The sequence below is a fragment of the Alteromonas sp. MmMcT2-5 genome, assembly GCF_022348315.1.
GTDB classification, from domain to species: Bacteria; Pseudomonadota; Gammaproteobacteria; order Enterobacterales; family Alteromonadaceae; genus Alteromonas; species Alteromonas macleodii.
This window is the reverse complement of sequence record NZ_JAKRFB010000068.1, coordinates 1-16,043: the sequence shown is the minus strand read 5'-3', so window position 1 is coordinate 16,043 and position 16,043 is coordinate 1. Positions and strand designations below refer to the sequence as shown.

Genomic DNA, 16,043 nt, shown 5'->3' with positions numbered 1-16,043 from the left:
TTAAGCTTGGAAACGAAAGTAACCCACAGCTGGAGGCTATATAATACAAAGCCTGTAGCGTTCTATGTTACTTTAGAGGGGAAAATCCCTAGTACCCCATTATCGGACGATATGCTTTGAAACCATTTTTGTAACACACCTTTCTTTGACCAAAGGTTAAAGCGCTTAAATACAGAGTTCCAACGACCGAATCTTTCAGGCAAATCTCGCCACTGAATGCCTGTGCGCATACGATAAAGTATGCCTTCCAGTGTATTTCGGTGTTCATATTTATTGTAAACACGCCCTGTCTCTTTAAGTATTTGCTTTAGGGCTTCCTAGGCGTTATCTGTTAGCATTGTCCTTGGCATAGCAACGTCCGTTCTCGGTGGTATTTTTGATTTTTGGCGAAACCATTATACCTTGTTGCTATGCCGTTCATTTTTCACTCAAAGATCAACAGCCTCTAGTAAGGCACGTACTTGAAGCACTTAAAAGATAAAAATAAAGGCTCTCTAATGTGTTTAGGAGCCATCTAACTTATAGTTGTTTCGGGTGAGGCTTATTTGTTTTTGTGCTCCAGTGCTGTAAGTGATGTACCTACGATAAATATAGACACGACAAACAAGCCTAAATCTTTTAGCAAAAACTGGCCAGGAACCACAGAGATCGCAGGAAACCCAAGAGATGCCTCAAAAACACCGGGTGTAGTCAGCATGAACGACAATGTCGTAAAAAAGAGTCCGGTTGAAAGTACACCGCCCAAGATTGCGAGCTTAGGGGAGAAAACTCGTGCAGCGATTAACAGGCCAACTGAAATTTCAAGCACACCCAGAAAATTTGAGAATCCTTGAATGCTGAGGAAGCTATACATCCACGAAAGCAGAGGGCTATTACTAACAAAACCATGTATACCGTTTGCTTCGTAGCTAGTGAATTTCATGCCACCAAACCACAAATATATTATCGTCATGGCAACGTAGATGCCACCTATACCAAACTTAGTGATTTTTGCACCGAGATTATTACTAAGGGTATTGGTAGTCTGGACACCATTTTCAATTTCGGGAATAGTCATCTTATATCTCCAATTATTTTTAGCCATGTGGACTCACTCTATGTAGCCCACTAAAATGATATGACTCTTGAGAAAAACTATATGTTTACTCGAGTCGAACCTAACTTAGGTAATTGCTGTAGTTGAGCACCAATGGATTAGACATCAATGCCTAGTGGTTGAACGGCCGGGAAGTCGACCTCGGTCTGTGTCACTTCGTTAACGTAGTTAGTGAAAGTGTTCAGGGCAACAGCCAACAGAATATCCACTACATGTGCATCACTGTAGCCAGCGTTCAGCACCGCTTGGACCTGGTCATTGCTGACTTGCCCGCGCTGGCGGACTACGGCGGCAGCAAAACGCACGGCTGCGTCGGCCTTAGGGTCATTTGATGCACCGCTGCGGTTGGCAGTGAGTTCAGCATCATCAAGCTTGGCCACCTTACGGCCTAGGAAGGAATGGGCAGCAAGGCAATAATCGCAGCCGTTGATCTCAGCGACGGCTAGGGCAATACGCTCAAGAGTCGCTGTACCCAAGCCGCCCTGTGCTGATGCTGCGCTCAATTGCAGGTAGCCAGTCAGCGCAGCAGGGCTGTTGGCAACGACGCGGAACATGTTAGGAACGCGGCCCAGTTGTTTTTCCACAGCCTTGAGTGAGGTATGGGTAGCAGTAGGCGCGGCGTCGATTGTGGTAGGGGTGTTCAAACGTGACATAAATTTCTCCTAGTGATTTGAAAGACAGCACGCTGTATTGGCGTGGAATAAATTGTATTTAAGAAGGTTCTGCTTGATAATCCGTTGCTATCAGACAGCTCATCTTCACGTCTTGCGCAGTCGCCATTTCAGTGCCACTACACACCTTCGTTGACGTCACGCCGTCCTGATTTCTAAGGAGGTCTTCGAGACTCCAAAAACACCCTCCGGCAACGATCACATTATTTATTTTTCATAAAGCCTCCTTGGTTTTTATCTATTTACTAATGGAACTGAATTTACAGCATGTAAAATAGATATAACATGCTCAATAGTTCGTATAATGTGACTTATTAGACAGTTTACGTAGGGGCTATGTATGGATGCAGACTTTGGATATCAGATTAAAAGAGTTGTGAAATTAAGGGTTCACGAAAAACTGCAAATATAGGGCAAATCAGATTGTCTATACCCATAATTTAGAGCGCCCGAGCATCAGGAACTCACTGAAAGCAGACGTTTCTGAAAATAAACAAGGCACAGCGCTTGAAAATTTCGAGACATCAACGTTTTGCCAAAAGGCTAAAAATGCGTGCACTACTCATTTCGCATTTAAAGAGAGCATCGGTTATTAGGCAATAACGATGTGGCCAAAATTTGTCGACCACTACACTATCTCGTAAACGAGTTTGATAGACGTCAACTAGTACGTATTTTTAGTGTAAGGTCATATTAATGCACGATGCTAAACTCTGCTGTGAGCTAGGTAGGATGTATAAATACCATAAATATTTCAATGCTTTACTTTTTAAAGCTCAAGTGAGTTACTCAGTTCCGACTGTTGGTGGCAGATTTGGAATCTCGCGATTTGTCTTAAATGTCAGCCAAGCAAGTCTCTCGCTAATAAAGTGTTGACTATCCCTGACAAAGTAACAATTTCTTGCCATAATCAGACTTAAGCACTTTACTTAGAGTGTATGTGCGCCGCTTAATGCATCAATGCTGCTAATTCCCTGATTGACATCAATCACTTTGTTTCCTGTTTGATACTCTGAGATAAACAAGATCGAATGATGCAAAAGGGGACTATTTAAATACTGAGGGAACAAATGGCAGTAGATTTGAGCATAGAAACCGCTCTGCTCCTAGAGCGCTGGCAAGGCATTGTAAACTCGATGGCTCAAGTCGCGGAAGTGCCTTGTGTGCTGATTAATCGATTAGATAAAAACGAAATTTGTCAGGCTGTTGGCAGTGTGTCAGTACCAACTTTTTATTGCGGTGAACCTGTTCCATTGGCACTTAACACTTATTGTTCCCAAGTCATTTCCAGTAACCAGCCATTACTAGTTGAAAATGCAATCGGTACCCGATATGAAAACAATAACCCAACATTTGCAGCAGGCTTTAGTTATTACTATGGCCTGCCATTGCTTTGGCCTAGCGGAAAAACTTTCGGTACTTTGTGTATGTTGGACTTTTCAAGCCCAGATCGGGCATCACAACACTGTTCCTTACTCACACTTTTTAAGCAGGCCATTGAATACGATTTACAGATGCTTCAACAACAGCAAGATCTGCTAAAGCGTGAGCAACAAGCAGACAAAAAATTTATACAACTATTCAATGAGATGTCAAATAGGATAAGACCGGTAACTAATAATAAGTTGCTTCAATCTGAGTTGTTTGTACTTTTGACAAGCCAATACCAATACTGGCATCAGGAACTGGATAAGCAGCTTAATCAAACCGTCCTGACTGATGAAAACTCCATTCATATAGCGGCACTGGTTCGAATTTGGTCAAATTTGTTGGCGATTGCCCATGAAACAGAATGGTTGAGAGCTACGGCAGTTCTAGAACCTTATAGTTGTGATGCTGTTGCGTCACTGGTCAATGCAACTCCATTATTAGAACAAGCAGTGTATAAAACAGCGCTGACCCTTGGTGCTGATCTCGTTTTGAGGAGTCATTTGCCTAATCCACTGTTACTAAGTGGGAAACCAGAGTTATGGTCTCTGATAGGACTAGCTATCACGAGCTTTTTAGTTGTTGGCGCCAGCGGTACAAGTATAACTATTTTTGTCAGTAACCGATTAAAAGGTAAGTACAGAGTTTTGGAATGGTCCCTTCTTGTAAAAGGCCAGACGATGCCGCTGCGTTTTACCCGCGATAATCAAGCGCTTTATGGTTTTGCAACAGTATGTGCCGAGTTAGCGGGTGCTGTTCTTGAATCTGGTGAGTGGCAATTAACTGAGAGTCTTCAGCAACAGAGTGGTTATCTCAACTCAAATCGTGATCACGTTGACGACATTGAAAGCAGGAATGCTTCAAGAACTGCTAATGGCATAACCAGGCTTATCTGCTTATCGATACCGGTGATGGGAGACGATTTATAAACACTCAGCGATGATCAGCGAAGTTGTGTTTTAGTTTTCTTGTTGGCACTACATCCGGTATGGCGGCCTTTAATCTGAGAGTGACACTTGGGATAACTGAAAAACTGGCTGTGATTCTGCTGAACGGAGCTTGGTGCTAAGCATGTTGGCGTCATTCAAAGCAAGGTCAACACTGCTATTAACGTTTACGATTATCTGACGGACGTGCTGCTGCGCGTCAACCAACATCCAGTAAGCAAGGTACATGAACTAATGCCGAAGTTACGGAAAGCTCAGTTCGAAAGCGCATTACAGCGTTCAGCTCTATTTAGCAATCCCGATGCTTCGGTAAAATAAGCCACGGAAAATGCTCCGGAGGCCGCATGCACACTAAATAGATGACGTTAGACGAAGAGTTGGATTTAAACGAGCAAATTATAGAGCCTGCGACCGGAAAAGCCAAAAGTTTATAAATACAGCTAAAACTCAAATCAAGCAGGCGAATATTGTACAAAACAATACCATTGCTACAGAGATAACTTCAAGTCTGACAGATCTATGCTAGAGTTAAATCAACGATTTAATTCATTTTTCTATGCAGGATCTTTGAAAAATGCAGTAGAAAAACGGAGAAGTACATGACCTTTAGTTTAGCTCAAACAGCTAGTGCAGAAACCACACTAAAAGCACCTGCTGAAGCAGATCAGAACCTGCGGGATATCACTGAACTGGCGTGTTATATCTGTGATGCACCAGTGGCTATGGTGACGCGAACCGATGACACAAAGCTGAATCTAATTGCAAAAGTTGGTATTTCGCGTACCTCTGTATTAATTAAAGAGTCCTTTTGCGTGTATGCAATGGAAACACCTGATGCGGTAATGGTGGTCCCTGACGCTACTTTAGATCACAGATTCAGTACCAATGCTATGGTGATTTCAGGACCTGGCTACCGATTTTATGCTGGCTCGCCGCTGATTGATCCCGAAGGTGCAGTGATTGGTACTATTTGTGTCTATGATCATGTTCCTAAGCAGCTGAACCAGCGGCAGATAAGCTCTTTGCAGGCTCTGTCCAGACAAGTGATCGCCATACTGGAGCTGAAAAAAGTCGGCGAACAATTACATAATACCAGCATGACGGATGCGCTGACAGGGGTGAACAACAGAAGAGCTTTTGACCTCAAGTTTGAAGCTGAATTTGCTCGCTGGCAAAGAACAGGACAATCTTTTGTACTGGCATTGATTGATATTGATCACTTTAAGAGTTTTAACGACAGCTATGGTCATGCCGCAGGAGATGAGGCACTGAGTCAAGTCGCGGCTCTGTTTCAGCGCCATAGCAGGAACTATGACTTTTTCGCCCGTTATGGTGGTGAAGAGTTTGTGCTGATCCTGCCAGGCACAGACACAGCGTCCGCAAATAAAACACTGGAAAAGTTAAGGCTGGTAGTGGCTAACCATGAGTGGTTATTACGACAATTAACGGTCAGCATAGGTTTGGCCAGCGCTGATTTATTTGACGACAAAAAGCAGTTGCTCGAAGTCGCCGATCAGATGTTATACAAAGCTAAAACCCAAGGCCGCAATCAAACCAGTGTGTTCGCCACACTGTAAGAGATCTGTTCATGCTGCGCTGATCTCAAGACCTCATAAAAACTGAGGTCTTGCTTCGGTCGATAAGCTGGTCTGATATTGGCATTATTTATTCCTTTCAAATACATGGGTAATGCGACTTACACAGATTTTTTATGCTCTCTTGGACTCCATGTGAAGGAGATCGTCACATTCTTTACATATAGAAAATAGAGTTCTTTAGCCAGCTGCAATTTCAGATTAACCGATTCGGTAAGCTTTCTGCATTTCCGGAGACAACTTTTTTAGCCAGCTTGAGAGACTGAAGCCTTTTCTATCGGTACTATTTAATTTAGTAAAATACAGATGTTCATCCCAGCGAGGACCGAAATCTACTTCTGCAAGACTTACAAGCTGTTTGTTTCTGCGAAGACGATGCTTTTGATGGTAATCTTCGGCGGGCCAAAAATAACCATTTTGTTCTCCGGCCTCAATCACCTCGGGAGATTTCTCCTTTCCAATCGCTTGAATCAGTTCTTCAGCTACTTGTTTTTGCTCCAGATCAAAAACAAAAAGTATCTGGCGATACTGGCCCTGCTTTCTACCATGAACAGACCATGATTCAAAACTTCCAAGAAGTTCCCTGTAGCTGATTTGGTCTTTATCGTAGATCACTCTGACGACTTCGGCGTGTCCGTTGATGTTGCGGTAACTCGGATCCAGAGTTGATGCTCCAGCGTAGCCAACACGTGTTTGCACTACTCCCTGCGTCCCTCCAAAATTAGAATCCGGTCCCCAAAAGCAACCCATGCCGAAAACCGTTTGACTAAGCTTCCCGATTTTCAATGCTTCTTCGATTGCTTCAGGGGTTGCAAATTCATAGCTTTCAACACCGTCTTCTTTATTCATTTTTAGATCCGACATATTTTTCTCCTAACTTTCAAGAATTGTAGCCACTCCCATTCCTCCCGCCGTGCAAACGACGATAAGGCCACGTTTTCCAGGACCAGCTGAGTGCAGTATCTTTGCTAAAACTCCGACGATCTTAGCGCCAGTAGCCGCAAACGGATGCCCAAGGGCAATGCTACTTCCACGGACATTTAGCTTCGAGCGGTCAATTTTTCCGAGAGGCTCTGATCGTCCCAAACGTGTTTTGCAGTATTCAGCAGACTCCCACGCCTTCATCGTGCAGAGCACTTGTCCAGCGAACGCCTCGTGAATTTCGTAAAAATCAAAATCCTGAAGCTTTAAGCCGTTTCGCTTCAATAATTCACTGACCGCCACAGTTGGAGCCATGAGCAAACCTTCGCCAGCGACGTAATCCACGGCAGAAGTATGAGAATCCACAATCTTGGCCAACAGCGGCCAATTATTCTTTTTAGCCTCTTCTTCGGAAGCCAAAAGAACGGTGGACGAGCCATCCGTGAGTGAACTCGAGTTGCCTGCCGTCAGAGTTCCTTTTTCGGATCGATCAAATGCTGGCTTTAGCTTTGCCAACTTCTCTAAAGTCGTATCGCCACGCATGATTCCATCCGTACTTTTTCCTAAAAATGGAAAAACGAGATCGGCATAAAAGCCGTCTTTGTACGCTTTCGCGGCGTTCAGATGGCTTGCCAGAGCCAGCTCGTCTTGCTCTTGCCGGGAAATTTTCCATTCTTTGACCATCAACTCACAATGTTCACCCATTGACTTCCCTGTTCGCGGTTCAACGACGGCGGGTGGCACGGGTTTTAAATCGCTCGGCCTAAAGCTCAAAAAGATTCTTAGTTTCTCGCCGAGTGTTCTGGCCGAATTCAATGCAACGAGCTTCTGCGAGAACGAACGAGTCACCATAATTGGCAAGTCGCTATTGCTATCCACGCCGCCCGCAATACCGCTCTCGATTTGGTAGCTGGATATTTTGTGTGCGATCTGAATCGTAGTTTCTAAACTGGTACCGCAAGCCCGCTGCACGTTATATGCTGGCGTATTCGGATGTAAGCCAGAAGCCTGAACAACTTCACGCGCAAAGTTCCAGTTGGCCGAACTTTGCATGAGTGCACCCAGAGCCACGTCACCCACGACTTTGCCCTTTAAGTTATATCTTTCGACTAAACTTTTCAGGCTAGCGGTCATAAGCTCTGGCGTGGTGACATCTCGATAGGCAGTCATTGATTTCATAAATGGAATACGGACGCCACCTACGACATAAGTAGTTCTCGTTTTCATAATTTCACCTCCGGCTTTGTGTGCCGTTCAAAAACTTCTCCGACCTTCACGTCGTACGATTCAAAAATGTAGTCTTTGCCAAGCATCTTGGCTTTTTTGTGTTCGGGATGCTTATCCCAAGCATCGAAAGCTTCTCTGGTAAGGAACTCGACAATTAGAACATCTTCACCGTTAGGAGAAGAAAACCGCTCATGGCTTCCGTAACCAGGAATGGCTTCGACAAGCGCGGACATCTCGGCGTATCTTCTTTCAAACTCCCCACCGTGCTCCTTGGCAACACGACTGCGGAAAACTGCTATAATCATTGATCTGACTCCTTACTAAGCTAATTACAATCCTCAAAAAAAAGATCTCGTTATTTCATCGAAGCTTCCAACCACTTGTCGAGATCCTTGAACTTGGGGTTTCTCAGCTTCTTTGTCCCAACCAGTATTGTCGGGAAATTTAACTTTCCAGTAGTATAAAGGGATCGCAGTTCATCAGCTGCCGCGTCGTCTTCGTGAACATCTAAAAAATCAAACTCGATTCCTTTTTCTTTCAAGTACGACTGGTAAATCTTGGTTTTGTGGCAGTCCTTATGACCGAACAGCTTAATCCCCACGACCCCCTCCATTTTCTAAAATTACTCTACAAACTTCAACGACTCCGAGTTGATGCAGAATCGAGCCCCAGAGGGCTCAGGACCGTCTGGAAAAACGTGCCCTAAGTGGGCTTCGCACACATTGCATAGCACTTCGATTCTTCGTCCGTAAGTCGTGTCCAGTTCATATTGAATTACGTTGTCGGCGACGGGCTCAGAAAAACTCGGCCAACCTGTTCCCGAATCAAACTTAACGTTCGAGTCAAAGAGTTCGGTGTCGCAGCCCGCGCAGGCATACCGTCCTGCCTCATAAAATGAACAGAGTTCCCCAGTGTGAGGGCGCTCGGTGCCTTTCTTCCGCATGACATTAAATTGAGCGGGCGTCAGAATTTTTTTCCACTCTTCCTCGCTCTTTTCTACTTTTCTAGGAGGAGCGGGAGTGCCGTTATCGAGATAGTTGTTAATGCTTTCCCAGTTGAACATAAATTTGCTCCTTTATTTTTGGGTTTGTTCTTTAGCTATCAATCCACGCGAAGAAGTCAGTCGCGCTACCAATGAATTTTCCATCCACAAAAACTTGCGGAACAGTTTGAAGGTTGGTTTTTTTCTTCAACTCATCATAAGTCTTGGGATCGTCATCCACGCGAATTTGTTTAAAATCAACTTTTTCAGAAGTTAAGTACTCCTTCACGCGTTTACTAAACGGACAATGGTCTTTTGTGTAGATGACAACGTTCTTAAGTTCTTTCATTTTTTCCTCTTTCGTTTGATTCATGGTTTAATCTCTCTCAAAATGGCACGTGTACCCGTGGGGATTCTTCTTCAAATAGTTTTGGTGATACTCCTCAGCGTCATAAAACTCTTTTTCCAAGGCTACCGTCGTGACCACGGGATTCTCGAAGCGACCGATCTCATTGACCTCATCAATCACGTTTTCGATAATCGCTTTCTGTGCATCGTCACGATAGAACGCTGCCGAGCGATACGAAGTGCCAACATCATTTCCTTGGCGATTCTTCGTAGTCGGATCATGGATTTTGAAAAAGTAATGTAGAATCTCTTCGAGAGATATTTCGTCTTGGTCGTATTCCACGCGAACCGCTTCGGCGTGCCCCGTTTTCCCTGTTATAATATCGGCGTAGGTAGGATCATCAAAATCTCCGCCAGAGTAGCCCACCTTCGTTGACGTCACACCGTCCAGACTCCTAAGGAGGTCTTCGAGACCCCAAAAACACCCTCCGGCAACGATCACATAATCTAGTTTCATAAAGCCTCCTTAGTTTTCATCCACTTACTGATTAGACTGACTTTACAGTATGTAAAATAGATATAATATGTTCAATAGTTCGTATAACATGACCTATTGGACAGTTTACGTAGGAGCTATATATGGATGTTCTCAGTGAAATTTTAGATAAGGTAGAGCTTACTAGCAGCTACTGGTATAGAACCTCATTTGCGGGAGACTGGGGCATCAGCCTCCCGCAGGAAGAGAATCTAGCGAGATTTCACATCGTGACTCATGGCGAGTTTTGGTATGAGGTGCCAAAACTTAAACTTAAAGCATTGGCGGAGCAGGGCGATATTTTGATCTTTTTCAAAGGGATGGAGCACACCATGGCCAGTGCACCAAAAATCAAGGCCGAGCCTGCGGTCGAATTTAGAGCTAAAGCCAACCTCACCGAAGCTCAAGTTTTGGAATACGGTGATCAGAGCAAGCTCAAAGCCAACGTCGTTTGCGGACATTTTTGTTTTAATGGCGGACCCGATCATCCATTCTTAAATTCGCTGCCATATGTCGTGCATATCAAGAGTGCTGATAACTCCCACTCGCCTTGGCTTGCCATGCTTTTAAGTATTATAGAGCAGGAAGCAAAATCAGGGCTTCCTGGAAGCAACACGTTAGTCAGAAAGCTGACCGAAATTATCTTCGTGCAAGCGTTAAGAATCCACATGTACAAATCCAATAAAAATGCTGGATTCTTCAAACTGATCGAAAATCCGCAACTCAGCAAAACCTTGGAAGCTATTCATCATAGTCTCGATAAAAAATGGGGTCTTGACGATCTCGCCGGGATTGCGGGGATGTCGCGTACGAACTACAGCGTCAAATTTAAGGAGCTGTCAGGCATGACACCTCTTGATTATTTAACCTATTGTCGGCTTGAAAAAGCAAAGCAGCTGCTTAAAGAATCCGGTAAGTCTGTTCCCGAAGTGAGTGAAGCCATTGGGTATCCGGCACATGAACACTTTCAAAAGTTGTTTAAGAAAAAAATTGGCAAAACTCCTAGCGCGTACAGAAAAGAAAATTCTAAAAAGGTGTAAAAATGAATATCTATAACTCTCCTGTTACCAAAATAGCTTTCTGGGTCATAGTCATTGGTGGTGCGGCTTGCCTGCTTATCCCTTTGTTTGCACCTCTTCTTCCGCTGCAATATTTGAAAGGGTATGGCGAAATAGGAGATGCTCTTGGAGGTATTTCAAGCCCATTTCTACAAATTCTGGGTTCAGTGCTTCTCTTTCTGGTGTTAAAAGCTCAGATTGACGCTAATGGCATCCTCCATCAGCAAATCGAAAAGGAATATACGAAGGAGCAACTGAGGCACGAGTTGAATCAGCTTCACGAACTTTATATGTTCGTCGAAAGAAACATTAAAAATTTTAGCTACGATCAGGAAAAGATGATTGATGGCAAGTCGCAAATGATCCTTTTGCATTCCCGGCGAGCGATTAAATGTTTCATTGAGGATCTAGAGAGCTTAGATGTTGATATTCACAAAGATGACGACATTTTAAGGTTCGACGGGGTTAAAGAAATTATGAGCATTTTGAACAGCGTTGACCTATATTTCGACAAAATCAAAGACAGCGAGATTGCACCTTATCATAAGAGTTTTTATAAAACGCTTATGCAGCACGAACTTCTCTTCAGCGTTTTTCCTTATCAAGATCTCGACAATCAAGCGCACCTAAAGCAAGAAACTTGCCCAGAGTGCGGTGAATATCATGCAAACTATCCACCTCTGATTTATGACCGGCTACAGGAAATTAAGAAAAGTTTCTTCTGATGAATTGCTAGAATACTGCATATTCATTCAGTATCGGAGCCTGCAAAAAAACATTTAAAGAAACAGTAGGACGTGCATGTGCCTAGCTGCCAGCTAAAGTAGCTTCAATTTGTGCATAACCGGCATAGCCATCCACTTGCAGAGAGCCGTTGAAACACCATCAGCTAACTGTTTTACTAATTGTATGCACGTTAATTAGCATTAACGGACATGACTTAAGAAATATTTATGACCCGAAACAACTTTTTTATCTTGTCATTGCAAAATTTGTCGACAAACACCTAGTCTAACAAAGACCATGTGTGTTAGACCTTCTATCTTTCGCTTTGAAGGTAATGATAACCAAAAATTAAGCAAGGCCGACAATAGTCCACCAATTATTGCTCAATCACTGGTGCACGGCGAGATCGCGAACGAATTTTAAGCGACTATGATCATTTAGCCCGATTTGACGATCTGATTTAGCTGTGATCTTAAACTCCCTTTTGGGAGTCCAACTATGACAATCGATGTATTTGCCCAGTACTTCGCTGATGTAAAAGACCCACGCCAAACGGCTAAATTAAGCTACCCCCTTTACGACGTATTGTTCTTATCTATTTGCGCCATCATCACGGGTTGTGAAGGCTGGGAGGATATTGAAGATTTTGGTAAAGCAAGGCTAAGCTGGCTTCAGGGCTTAGGTTTATTCAAAGAAGGGTTACCCGTGCACGATACGATAGCTCGCATTATTTCAAGGATAGAGCCCAGCGCATTGCAGTCCAGCTTTATACGTTGGATGCAAGAGGTGGTAAAACTGAGCGAGGGTGAAGTGGTCGCGGTGGATGGTAAACGCTTGCGCAGCTCCTATGCTCGCCATGATCGTCAATCTGCAATTCACATGGTCAGCGCTTTTGCTACCGCAAATGGCGTGGTTATGGGGCAGATTAAGACAGACGCGAAGTCAAATGAAATCACCGCCATTCCTGATTTGCTCAATTTGTTAGATATTAAAGGCTGCCTTATCACCATTGATGCGATGGGTTGCCAACACAAAATAACCAAGACAATCGTCGATAAAGGGGCGGATTACCTGATTGCGGTCAAGGGCAACCAGAAGCGGTTGTATGAAAGCATCAAGGCGGCATTCGCCTCTGTGGATACAGCCACTGGGCTCCATATTGAGAAAGGGCATGGCCGTGTTGAAGCGCGGGAATATCATGTGCAAGACGCAGGAGATTTCGCCGAGGCATACCCTGATTAGGCAAATTTAACCTGTATTGGTATGGCGATAAACTACCAGAATGATGGTAAAAAGGCGTCACTGGAATACCGCTATTACATCAGCTCTACAAAGCTAACGACAGAGCAATTTGGTAAAGCGGCACGCGGACATTGGGGTATCGAAAATAACCTACATTGGGTCTTGGATACTGCGATGAGAGAGGATAACTGTCAGATATACCGTGGCGACGGAGCAGAGAATATTGCCCGTTTACGGCACATCGGGGTTAACATGATAAAGATCGATACCAGCAGAAAAGCCAGTGTTAGGCGTAAACAACGTATGGCCGCAATGGATACTGACTACCTTGAGGCTATATTTTTAGCGGGGTGCAACTCAATTGAGTGATAATTAAACATTTATGCTCTTGCCGTGATCGCTGTTGTCATATGAAAAACAAGTATGTATCTGTTCAAATCAGCTATCTGCAAGGAATAACGATTGCAATCCTCGAGGATATATTTTAGTTTTTAAAAACTCCTACATGTGCGCATCCATTCCCAAGGCAATCTAAATGAATAAAAAACAAAGACCTGTATTTCTTAACCTGCTAAAAATAAAAGCTCCTATCACGGCATATGAATCATTTACACACAGAGTAACTGGGGTGTTCTTAATACTATTCCTTCCCCTTGTCATGTACATGTTTGTTATCAGTTTACAGTCAGAAGACAGTTTTCAACTAGCAACCAACTACTTTGAAAACTGGTTTGTAAGGGTCATATTTTGGGGTGGTTTAACAGCGCTAAGCTTTCATGCTATTTCAGGCGTAAATCATATGCTACGCGATCTTGGATTTGGCAAAGAATTAGACTCGGCTTCTAAAATGTCCGCGGTTGTAATATTACTTACAGCAATTAGTAGTGTTATTTTGGCAATATACTTGTTTAGCTAATCAAAAAAGGCAATTTATAGTAATTTTTTGGATCGGAATGGCATTCAGGTTGTAACTGTTGAATTGAAGATTAGATTGATCCAATTTGGGATAACATTTGCGTTGTAGAGTCACCCCTTTTAATCATTGAAAGTTGGCCTCCTAGCAAGCTCTAGAAGATTTTGAAGCGGCTCTTAATTAACTGCAAATGGGGGATCACTTTTAGGTCTTAATTAACTAACAAGCCCATAAACTAGCTGCGCTGGGGAAGTTACTTGCAGCCTTTTATCTCTAGCGCTTCCATTAAAGCCTGCAAGTAATAGTCCGTTATGGGGGAGTTTTGTGTTTTTGAGGTTATTGCAATAACTGTCAATCAGCCTCACGGTAAGTAATCCATTTTCAGAGGTGAGTCTTATGATTAGTTGTAGTGAATATGATTATATTGAAATAGTTTGTTTGTTCCGTTATCCGGTTAAATTAACGATGAAAGTGGGCGAATCTATAAAAGGTGTTGCTATTGATGTATTGCGTAATCACAGTCGTAACGAGTGCATCAAGCTGAATACTAACGAAACGGACATACTGATTGAATTGGATGGAATATATAAACTAGAAGTATTAATTAATAATCCACATTTTACTGAGGTTATTTTTAAATAATAATGTTTTAGTGAGCAAGTGTTATCAGTAGTGATTGAAGTGGCAAAAAAATTGCGGATTGCAGTAAATAAGTCCTCTCAATATTTAGAACAAAACACATACAAAGTATTTAAGTCGTAGCAAAAACAGTTGGTGATGTCTCGTACCTCAACACGGTCGTTATTTTGCTCATACTTTCGTCAAGGCTCACTCAACATCATAAAATACCATCTTGGGGTTCTAGGGATTTTCCCCTCTAAAGTAACATAAATCGCTACAAACCTCGCCGTTAATGGCTTGTGGAGCTGGGTTACCTTTCATTTTAGACTTCATTTTCAACAATAGGCCTAGTTATTTCCTGTAAATCAGGTAGTTTGCGGTTACTAGCGAACTGATAAGTGCCGCTCAGATTAATATTCTGCCATGCAACGGGTGATACTTGTCGAGTTATTGCTGCTTTTTCCTCGTCACCAACTTCTTCAAAGTGCAATAAGTGCAGACTTTCTTCCCATTTCTGATAGTTTAGTAACCTCAGTATTCTTTGATAAATACGGTCACGCTGCATCTTATTTATGCTGAAAGGCCTGATCCCTTTGCCTCCTTGAACTTGCGTTGAAATAAACTGCATATCGTCAAAGATGAGGTTAAAGCTAGGTGAAAGAATGACAGGCTTAGACTTAAAATACCCTAATAACGCAATGAAATAGCATCGGTGGCTTCTTAGGCGAATGCTTTTCGACTCTGTTAACTCGATCTCGTTTGGCGTAAAATACAATCGTTGTTGTTCAAGTGATAATAGCGGCGGAGAATATAGATCAAGCTGCTCAGCTTTGGTAAGAATTGAGAGTTCGTTTTTTATAGCCATAGGAATTACGTTAAGTTTAAGGGGTTGTTAACCTCATAATTTGCCATACTTTGGAGAAGTAACCCACCTTTGTAAGCCTTTAAATATAATGAGTATGGCGGTTTATGTTACTTTAGAGGGGAAAATCCCTAGAACCCCATAGTGTCCTGATATACAATCCGTCGATTGGATAGATCATAGAGCTGAGCCAACGATTCAACCGTATAATCTGCGGCGTTAGTCACAGACGCAACATCTGGGTCATCATTATCTTTGATGAGAATGAACGTGTAGGTATCCAGGATAACTGAATAGGAAGAGGTCATTCTTTGTTTACCAATAGCCATGCACCTCTCCTAGTGGAAATCCATTGAAACATTAAGCACGTTGAAATCCCACGAGCCATAGTAAGTACGTGCAGCGAAGAAATGCCTACGCTTTTCCATATCCGAAAAGTGTTTGAGCTGCGGTTGAGGCTCAAAGATATGATCAATGCTTTTCACCTGATCAAGAATCAACAGCCCCATTTGAACAGCTTGAAAAATCACCTGGAACATCTCATCAGCTATTTCCGAAGATTGCCCGAACAGAATCAGATCTGGCGAACCAATATTTTTCATTCCGACCGTGTAGCTGTAGCCTTTCTCATGCATAACATACAGGCCGTTCTTCAACAGTGCGCGGTGTATCACTTGGTTATGGCTTTGAATGCCATTCTCAAAAATCTTCAATTCCATGTTACCTCCGAAATGGGGGTTCTAGGGATTTTCCCCTCTAAAAAGACATAATTCTCTGTAGACCACACCAATAAATGGCTGCGGAGGTGGGTTACTACTTATAAGTGTGGCAAATTAGGTAAATATCGTACATTTAATACGGAACAGCCCTG

At 43.1% G+C, this 16,043-nt stretch carries 18 protein-coding genes and 4 pseudogenes; 8 read left to right on the top strand and 14 right to left on the bottom strand.

Features of this window, described 5'->3' with window-relative positions; genetic code table 11:
- Positions 1 to 104: 104 nt before the first annotated feature.
- The 4 genes and pseudogenes from MHN09_RS19030 to MHN09_RS19015 all read right to left on the bottom strand — a co-directional run.
- Positions 105 to 302, bottom strand: a pseudogene (locus tag MHN09_RS19030) (transposase); the annotation flags it as partial.
- A gap of 239 nt (positions 303 to 541) precedes the next feature.
- The gene (locus tag MHN09_RS19025; RefSeq protein WP_004911234.1) at positions 542 to 1,057 is read right to left on the bottom strand and encodes a DUF417 family protein; all 516 of its coding nucleotides are present in this window, start codon (positions 1,055 to 1,057) and stop codon (positions 542 to 544) included.
- Positions 1,058 to 1,194: 137 nt separating this feature from the next.
- Entirely contained in the window at positions 1,195 to 1,749 is a 555-nt protein-coding gene (locus tag MHN09_RS19020) for a carboxymuconolactone decarboxylase family protein (protein ID WP_000088799.1), read from the bottom strand.
- A gap of 58 nt (positions 1,750 to 1,807) precedes the next feature.
- Positions 1,808 to 1,969 carry a peptide-methionine (S)-S-oxide reductase gene (locus tag MHN09_RS19015; protein ID WP_223290059.1) on the bottom strand — a complete coding sequence of 54 codons (162 nt, stop codon included), beginning with the start codon at positions 1,967 to 1,969 and terminating at the stop codon, positions 1,808 to 1,810.
- 868 nt (positions 1,970 to 2,837) lie between these two features.
- Between MHN09_RS19015 and MHN09_RS19010 the strand changes: the two genes are divergently transcribed.
- The 3 genes and pseudogenes from MHN09_RS19010 (at position 2,838) to MHN09_RS19000 (ending at position 5,719) form a co-directional block, all read left to right on the top strand.
- Entirely contained in the window at positions 2,838 to 4,124 is a 1,287-nt protein-coding gene (locus MHN09_RS19010; RefSeq protein ID WP_239241713.1) for a GAF domain-containing protein, read from the top strand.
- A gap of 87 nt (positions 4,125 to 4,211) precedes the next feature.
- Positions 4,212 to 4,460, top strand: a pseudogene (locus tag MHN09_RS19005) (transposase domain-containing protein); the annotation flags it as partial.
- Between the two features lie 281 nt (positions 4,461 to 4,741).
- A complete protein-coding gene (locus MHN09_RS19000) occupies positions 4,742 to 5,719 on the top strand; it encodes a sensor domain-containing diguanylate cyclase (RefSeq protein WP_002119794.1) in 978 nt (325 codons plus the stop codon).
- Positions 5,720 to 5,938: 219 nt separating this feature from the next.
- On the opposite strand, the gene MHN09_RS18995 is transcribed toward MHN09_RS19000, so the two are convergent.
- Genes MHN09_RS18995 through msrA form a run of 7 tightly spaced genes read right to left on the bottom strand, consistent with a single transcriptional unit; the run spans position 5,939 to position 9,732 of the window.
- Positions 5,939 to 6,601, bottom strand: a complete 663-nt coding sequence (locus MHN09_RS18995) for a peptide-methionine (S)-S-oxide reductase (protein WP_001281573.1) — start codon at positions 6,599 to 6,601, stop codon at positions 5,939 to 5,941.
- Between the two features lie 9 nt (positions 6,602 to 6,610).
- Positions 6,611 to 7,885, bottom strand: coding sequence for an acetyl-CoA C-acetyltransferase (locus tag MHN09_RS18990; protein ID WP_069453486.1), 1,275 nt, complete (start codon positions 7,883 to 7,885; stop codon positions 6,611 to 6,613).
- Positions 7,882 to 8,190, bottom strand: a complete 309-nt coding sequence (locus MHN09_RS18985; protein ID WP_002122973.1) for an antibiotic biosynthesis monooxygenase — start codon at positions 8,188 to 8,190, stop codon at positions 7,882 to 7,884. The genes MHN09_RS18990 and MHN09_RS18985 overlap by 4 nt, the downstream gene beginning before the upstream one ends.
- Before the next feature lie 50 nt (positions 8,191 to 8,240).
- Positions 8,241 to 8,486 (bottom strand): glutaredoxin family protein, encoded by a 246-nt coding sequence (locus MHN09_RS18980; protein WP_025467194.1) that lies wholly within the window; start codon positions 8,484 to 8,486, stop codon positions 8,241 to 8,243.
- A 21-nt stretch (positions 8,487 to 8,507) separates the two neighbouring features.
- Positions 8,508 to 8,948 carry a peptide-methionine (R)-S-oxide reductase MsrB gene (gene msrB / locus MHN09_RS18975; protein WP_000483554.1) on the bottom strand — a complete coding sequence of 147 codons (441 nt, stop codon included), beginning with the start codon at positions 8,946 to 8,948 and terminating at the stop codon, positions 8,508 to 8,510.
- 31 nt (positions 8,949 to 8,979) lie between these two features.
- A complete protein-coding gene (locus tag MHN09_RS18970; RefSeq protein WP_009499586.1) occupies positions 8,980 to 9,216 on the bottom strand; it encodes a glutaredoxin in 237 nt (78 codons plus the stop codon).
- Positions 9,217 to 9,243: 27 nt separating this feature from the next.
- The gene (gene msrA / locus MHN09_RS18965; RefSeq protein WP_000762837.1) at positions 9,244 to 9,732 is read right to left on the bottom strand and encodes a peptide-methionine (S)-S-oxide reductase MsrA; all 489 of its coding nucleotides are present in this window, start codon (positions 9,730 to 9,732) and stop codon (positions 9,244 to 9,246) included.
- A gap of 122 nt (positions 9,733 to 9,854) precedes the next feature.
- Here msrA and MHN09_RS18960 point away from each other — a divergent pair, with 122 nt between their 5' ends.
- From MHN09_RS18960 to MHN09_RS18940, 5 genes and pseudogenes are all read left to right on the top strand, one after another.
- Positions 9,855 to 10,790: an AraC family transcriptional regulator gene (locus MHN09_RS18960; protein WP_069945755.1), complete on the top strand. Its 936-nt coding sequence runs from the start codon at positions 9,855 to 9,857 to the stop codon at positions 10,788 to 10,790.
- A gap of 2 nt (positions 10,791 to 10,792) precedes the next feature.
- Positions 10,793 to 11,533 carry a hypothetical protein gene (locus tag MHN09_RS18955; RefSeq protein ID WP_069945754.1) on the top strand — a complete coding sequence of 247 codons (741 nt, stop codon included), beginning with the start codon at positions 10,793 to 10,795 and terminating at the stop codon, positions 11,531 to 11,533.
- A gap of 499 nt (positions 11,534 to 12,032) precedes the next feature.
- A pseudogene (locus tag MHN09_RS18950) lies at positions 12,033 to 13,145 on the top strand (ISAs1 family transposase).
- 166 nt (positions 13,146 to 13,311) lie between these two features.
- Positions 13,312 to 13,692, top strand: coding sequence for a succinate dehydrogenase, cytochrome b556 subunit (gene sdhC / locus MHN09_RS18945; protein WP_069945753.1), 381 nt, complete (start codon positions 13,312 to 13,314; stop codon positions 13,690 to 13,692).
- A gap of 393 nt (positions 13,693 to 14,085) precedes the next feature.
- Positions 14,086 to 14,331, top strand: a complete 246-nt coding sequence (locus tag MHN09_RS18940) for a Rho-binding antiterminator (RefSeq protein ID WP_069945752.1) — start codon at positions 14,086 to 14,088, stop codon at positions 14,329 to 14,331.
- A 472-nt stretch (positions 14,332 to 14,803) separates the two neighbouring features.
- Here MHN09_RS18940 and MHN09_RS18935 read toward each other — a convergent pair.
- The 3 genes and pseudogenes from MHN09_RS18935 to MHN09_RS18925 all read right to left on the bottom strand — a co-directional run.
- A pseudogene (locus MHN09_RS18935) lies at positions 14,804 to 15,175 on the bottom strand (DUF4158 domain-containing protein); the annotation flags it as partial.
- A 128-nt stretch (positions 15,176 to 15,303) separates the two neighbouring features.
- On the bottom strand, positions 15,304 to 15,480 hold the full coding sequence (locus tag MHN09_RS18930) for a hypothetical protein (protein WP_170826540.1): 177 nt from the start codon (positions 15,478 to 15,480) through the stop codon (positions 15,304 to 15,306).
- A gap of 30 nt (positions 15,481 to 15,510) precedes the next feature.
- On the bottom strand, positions 15,511 to 15,891 hold the full coding sequence (locus MHN09_RS18925) for a DUF4262 domain-containing protein (protein ID WP_004748782.1): 381 nt from the start codon (positions 15,889 to 15,891) through the stop codon (positions 15,511 to 15,513).
- Positions 15,892 to 16,043 lie beyond the last annotated feature (152 nt).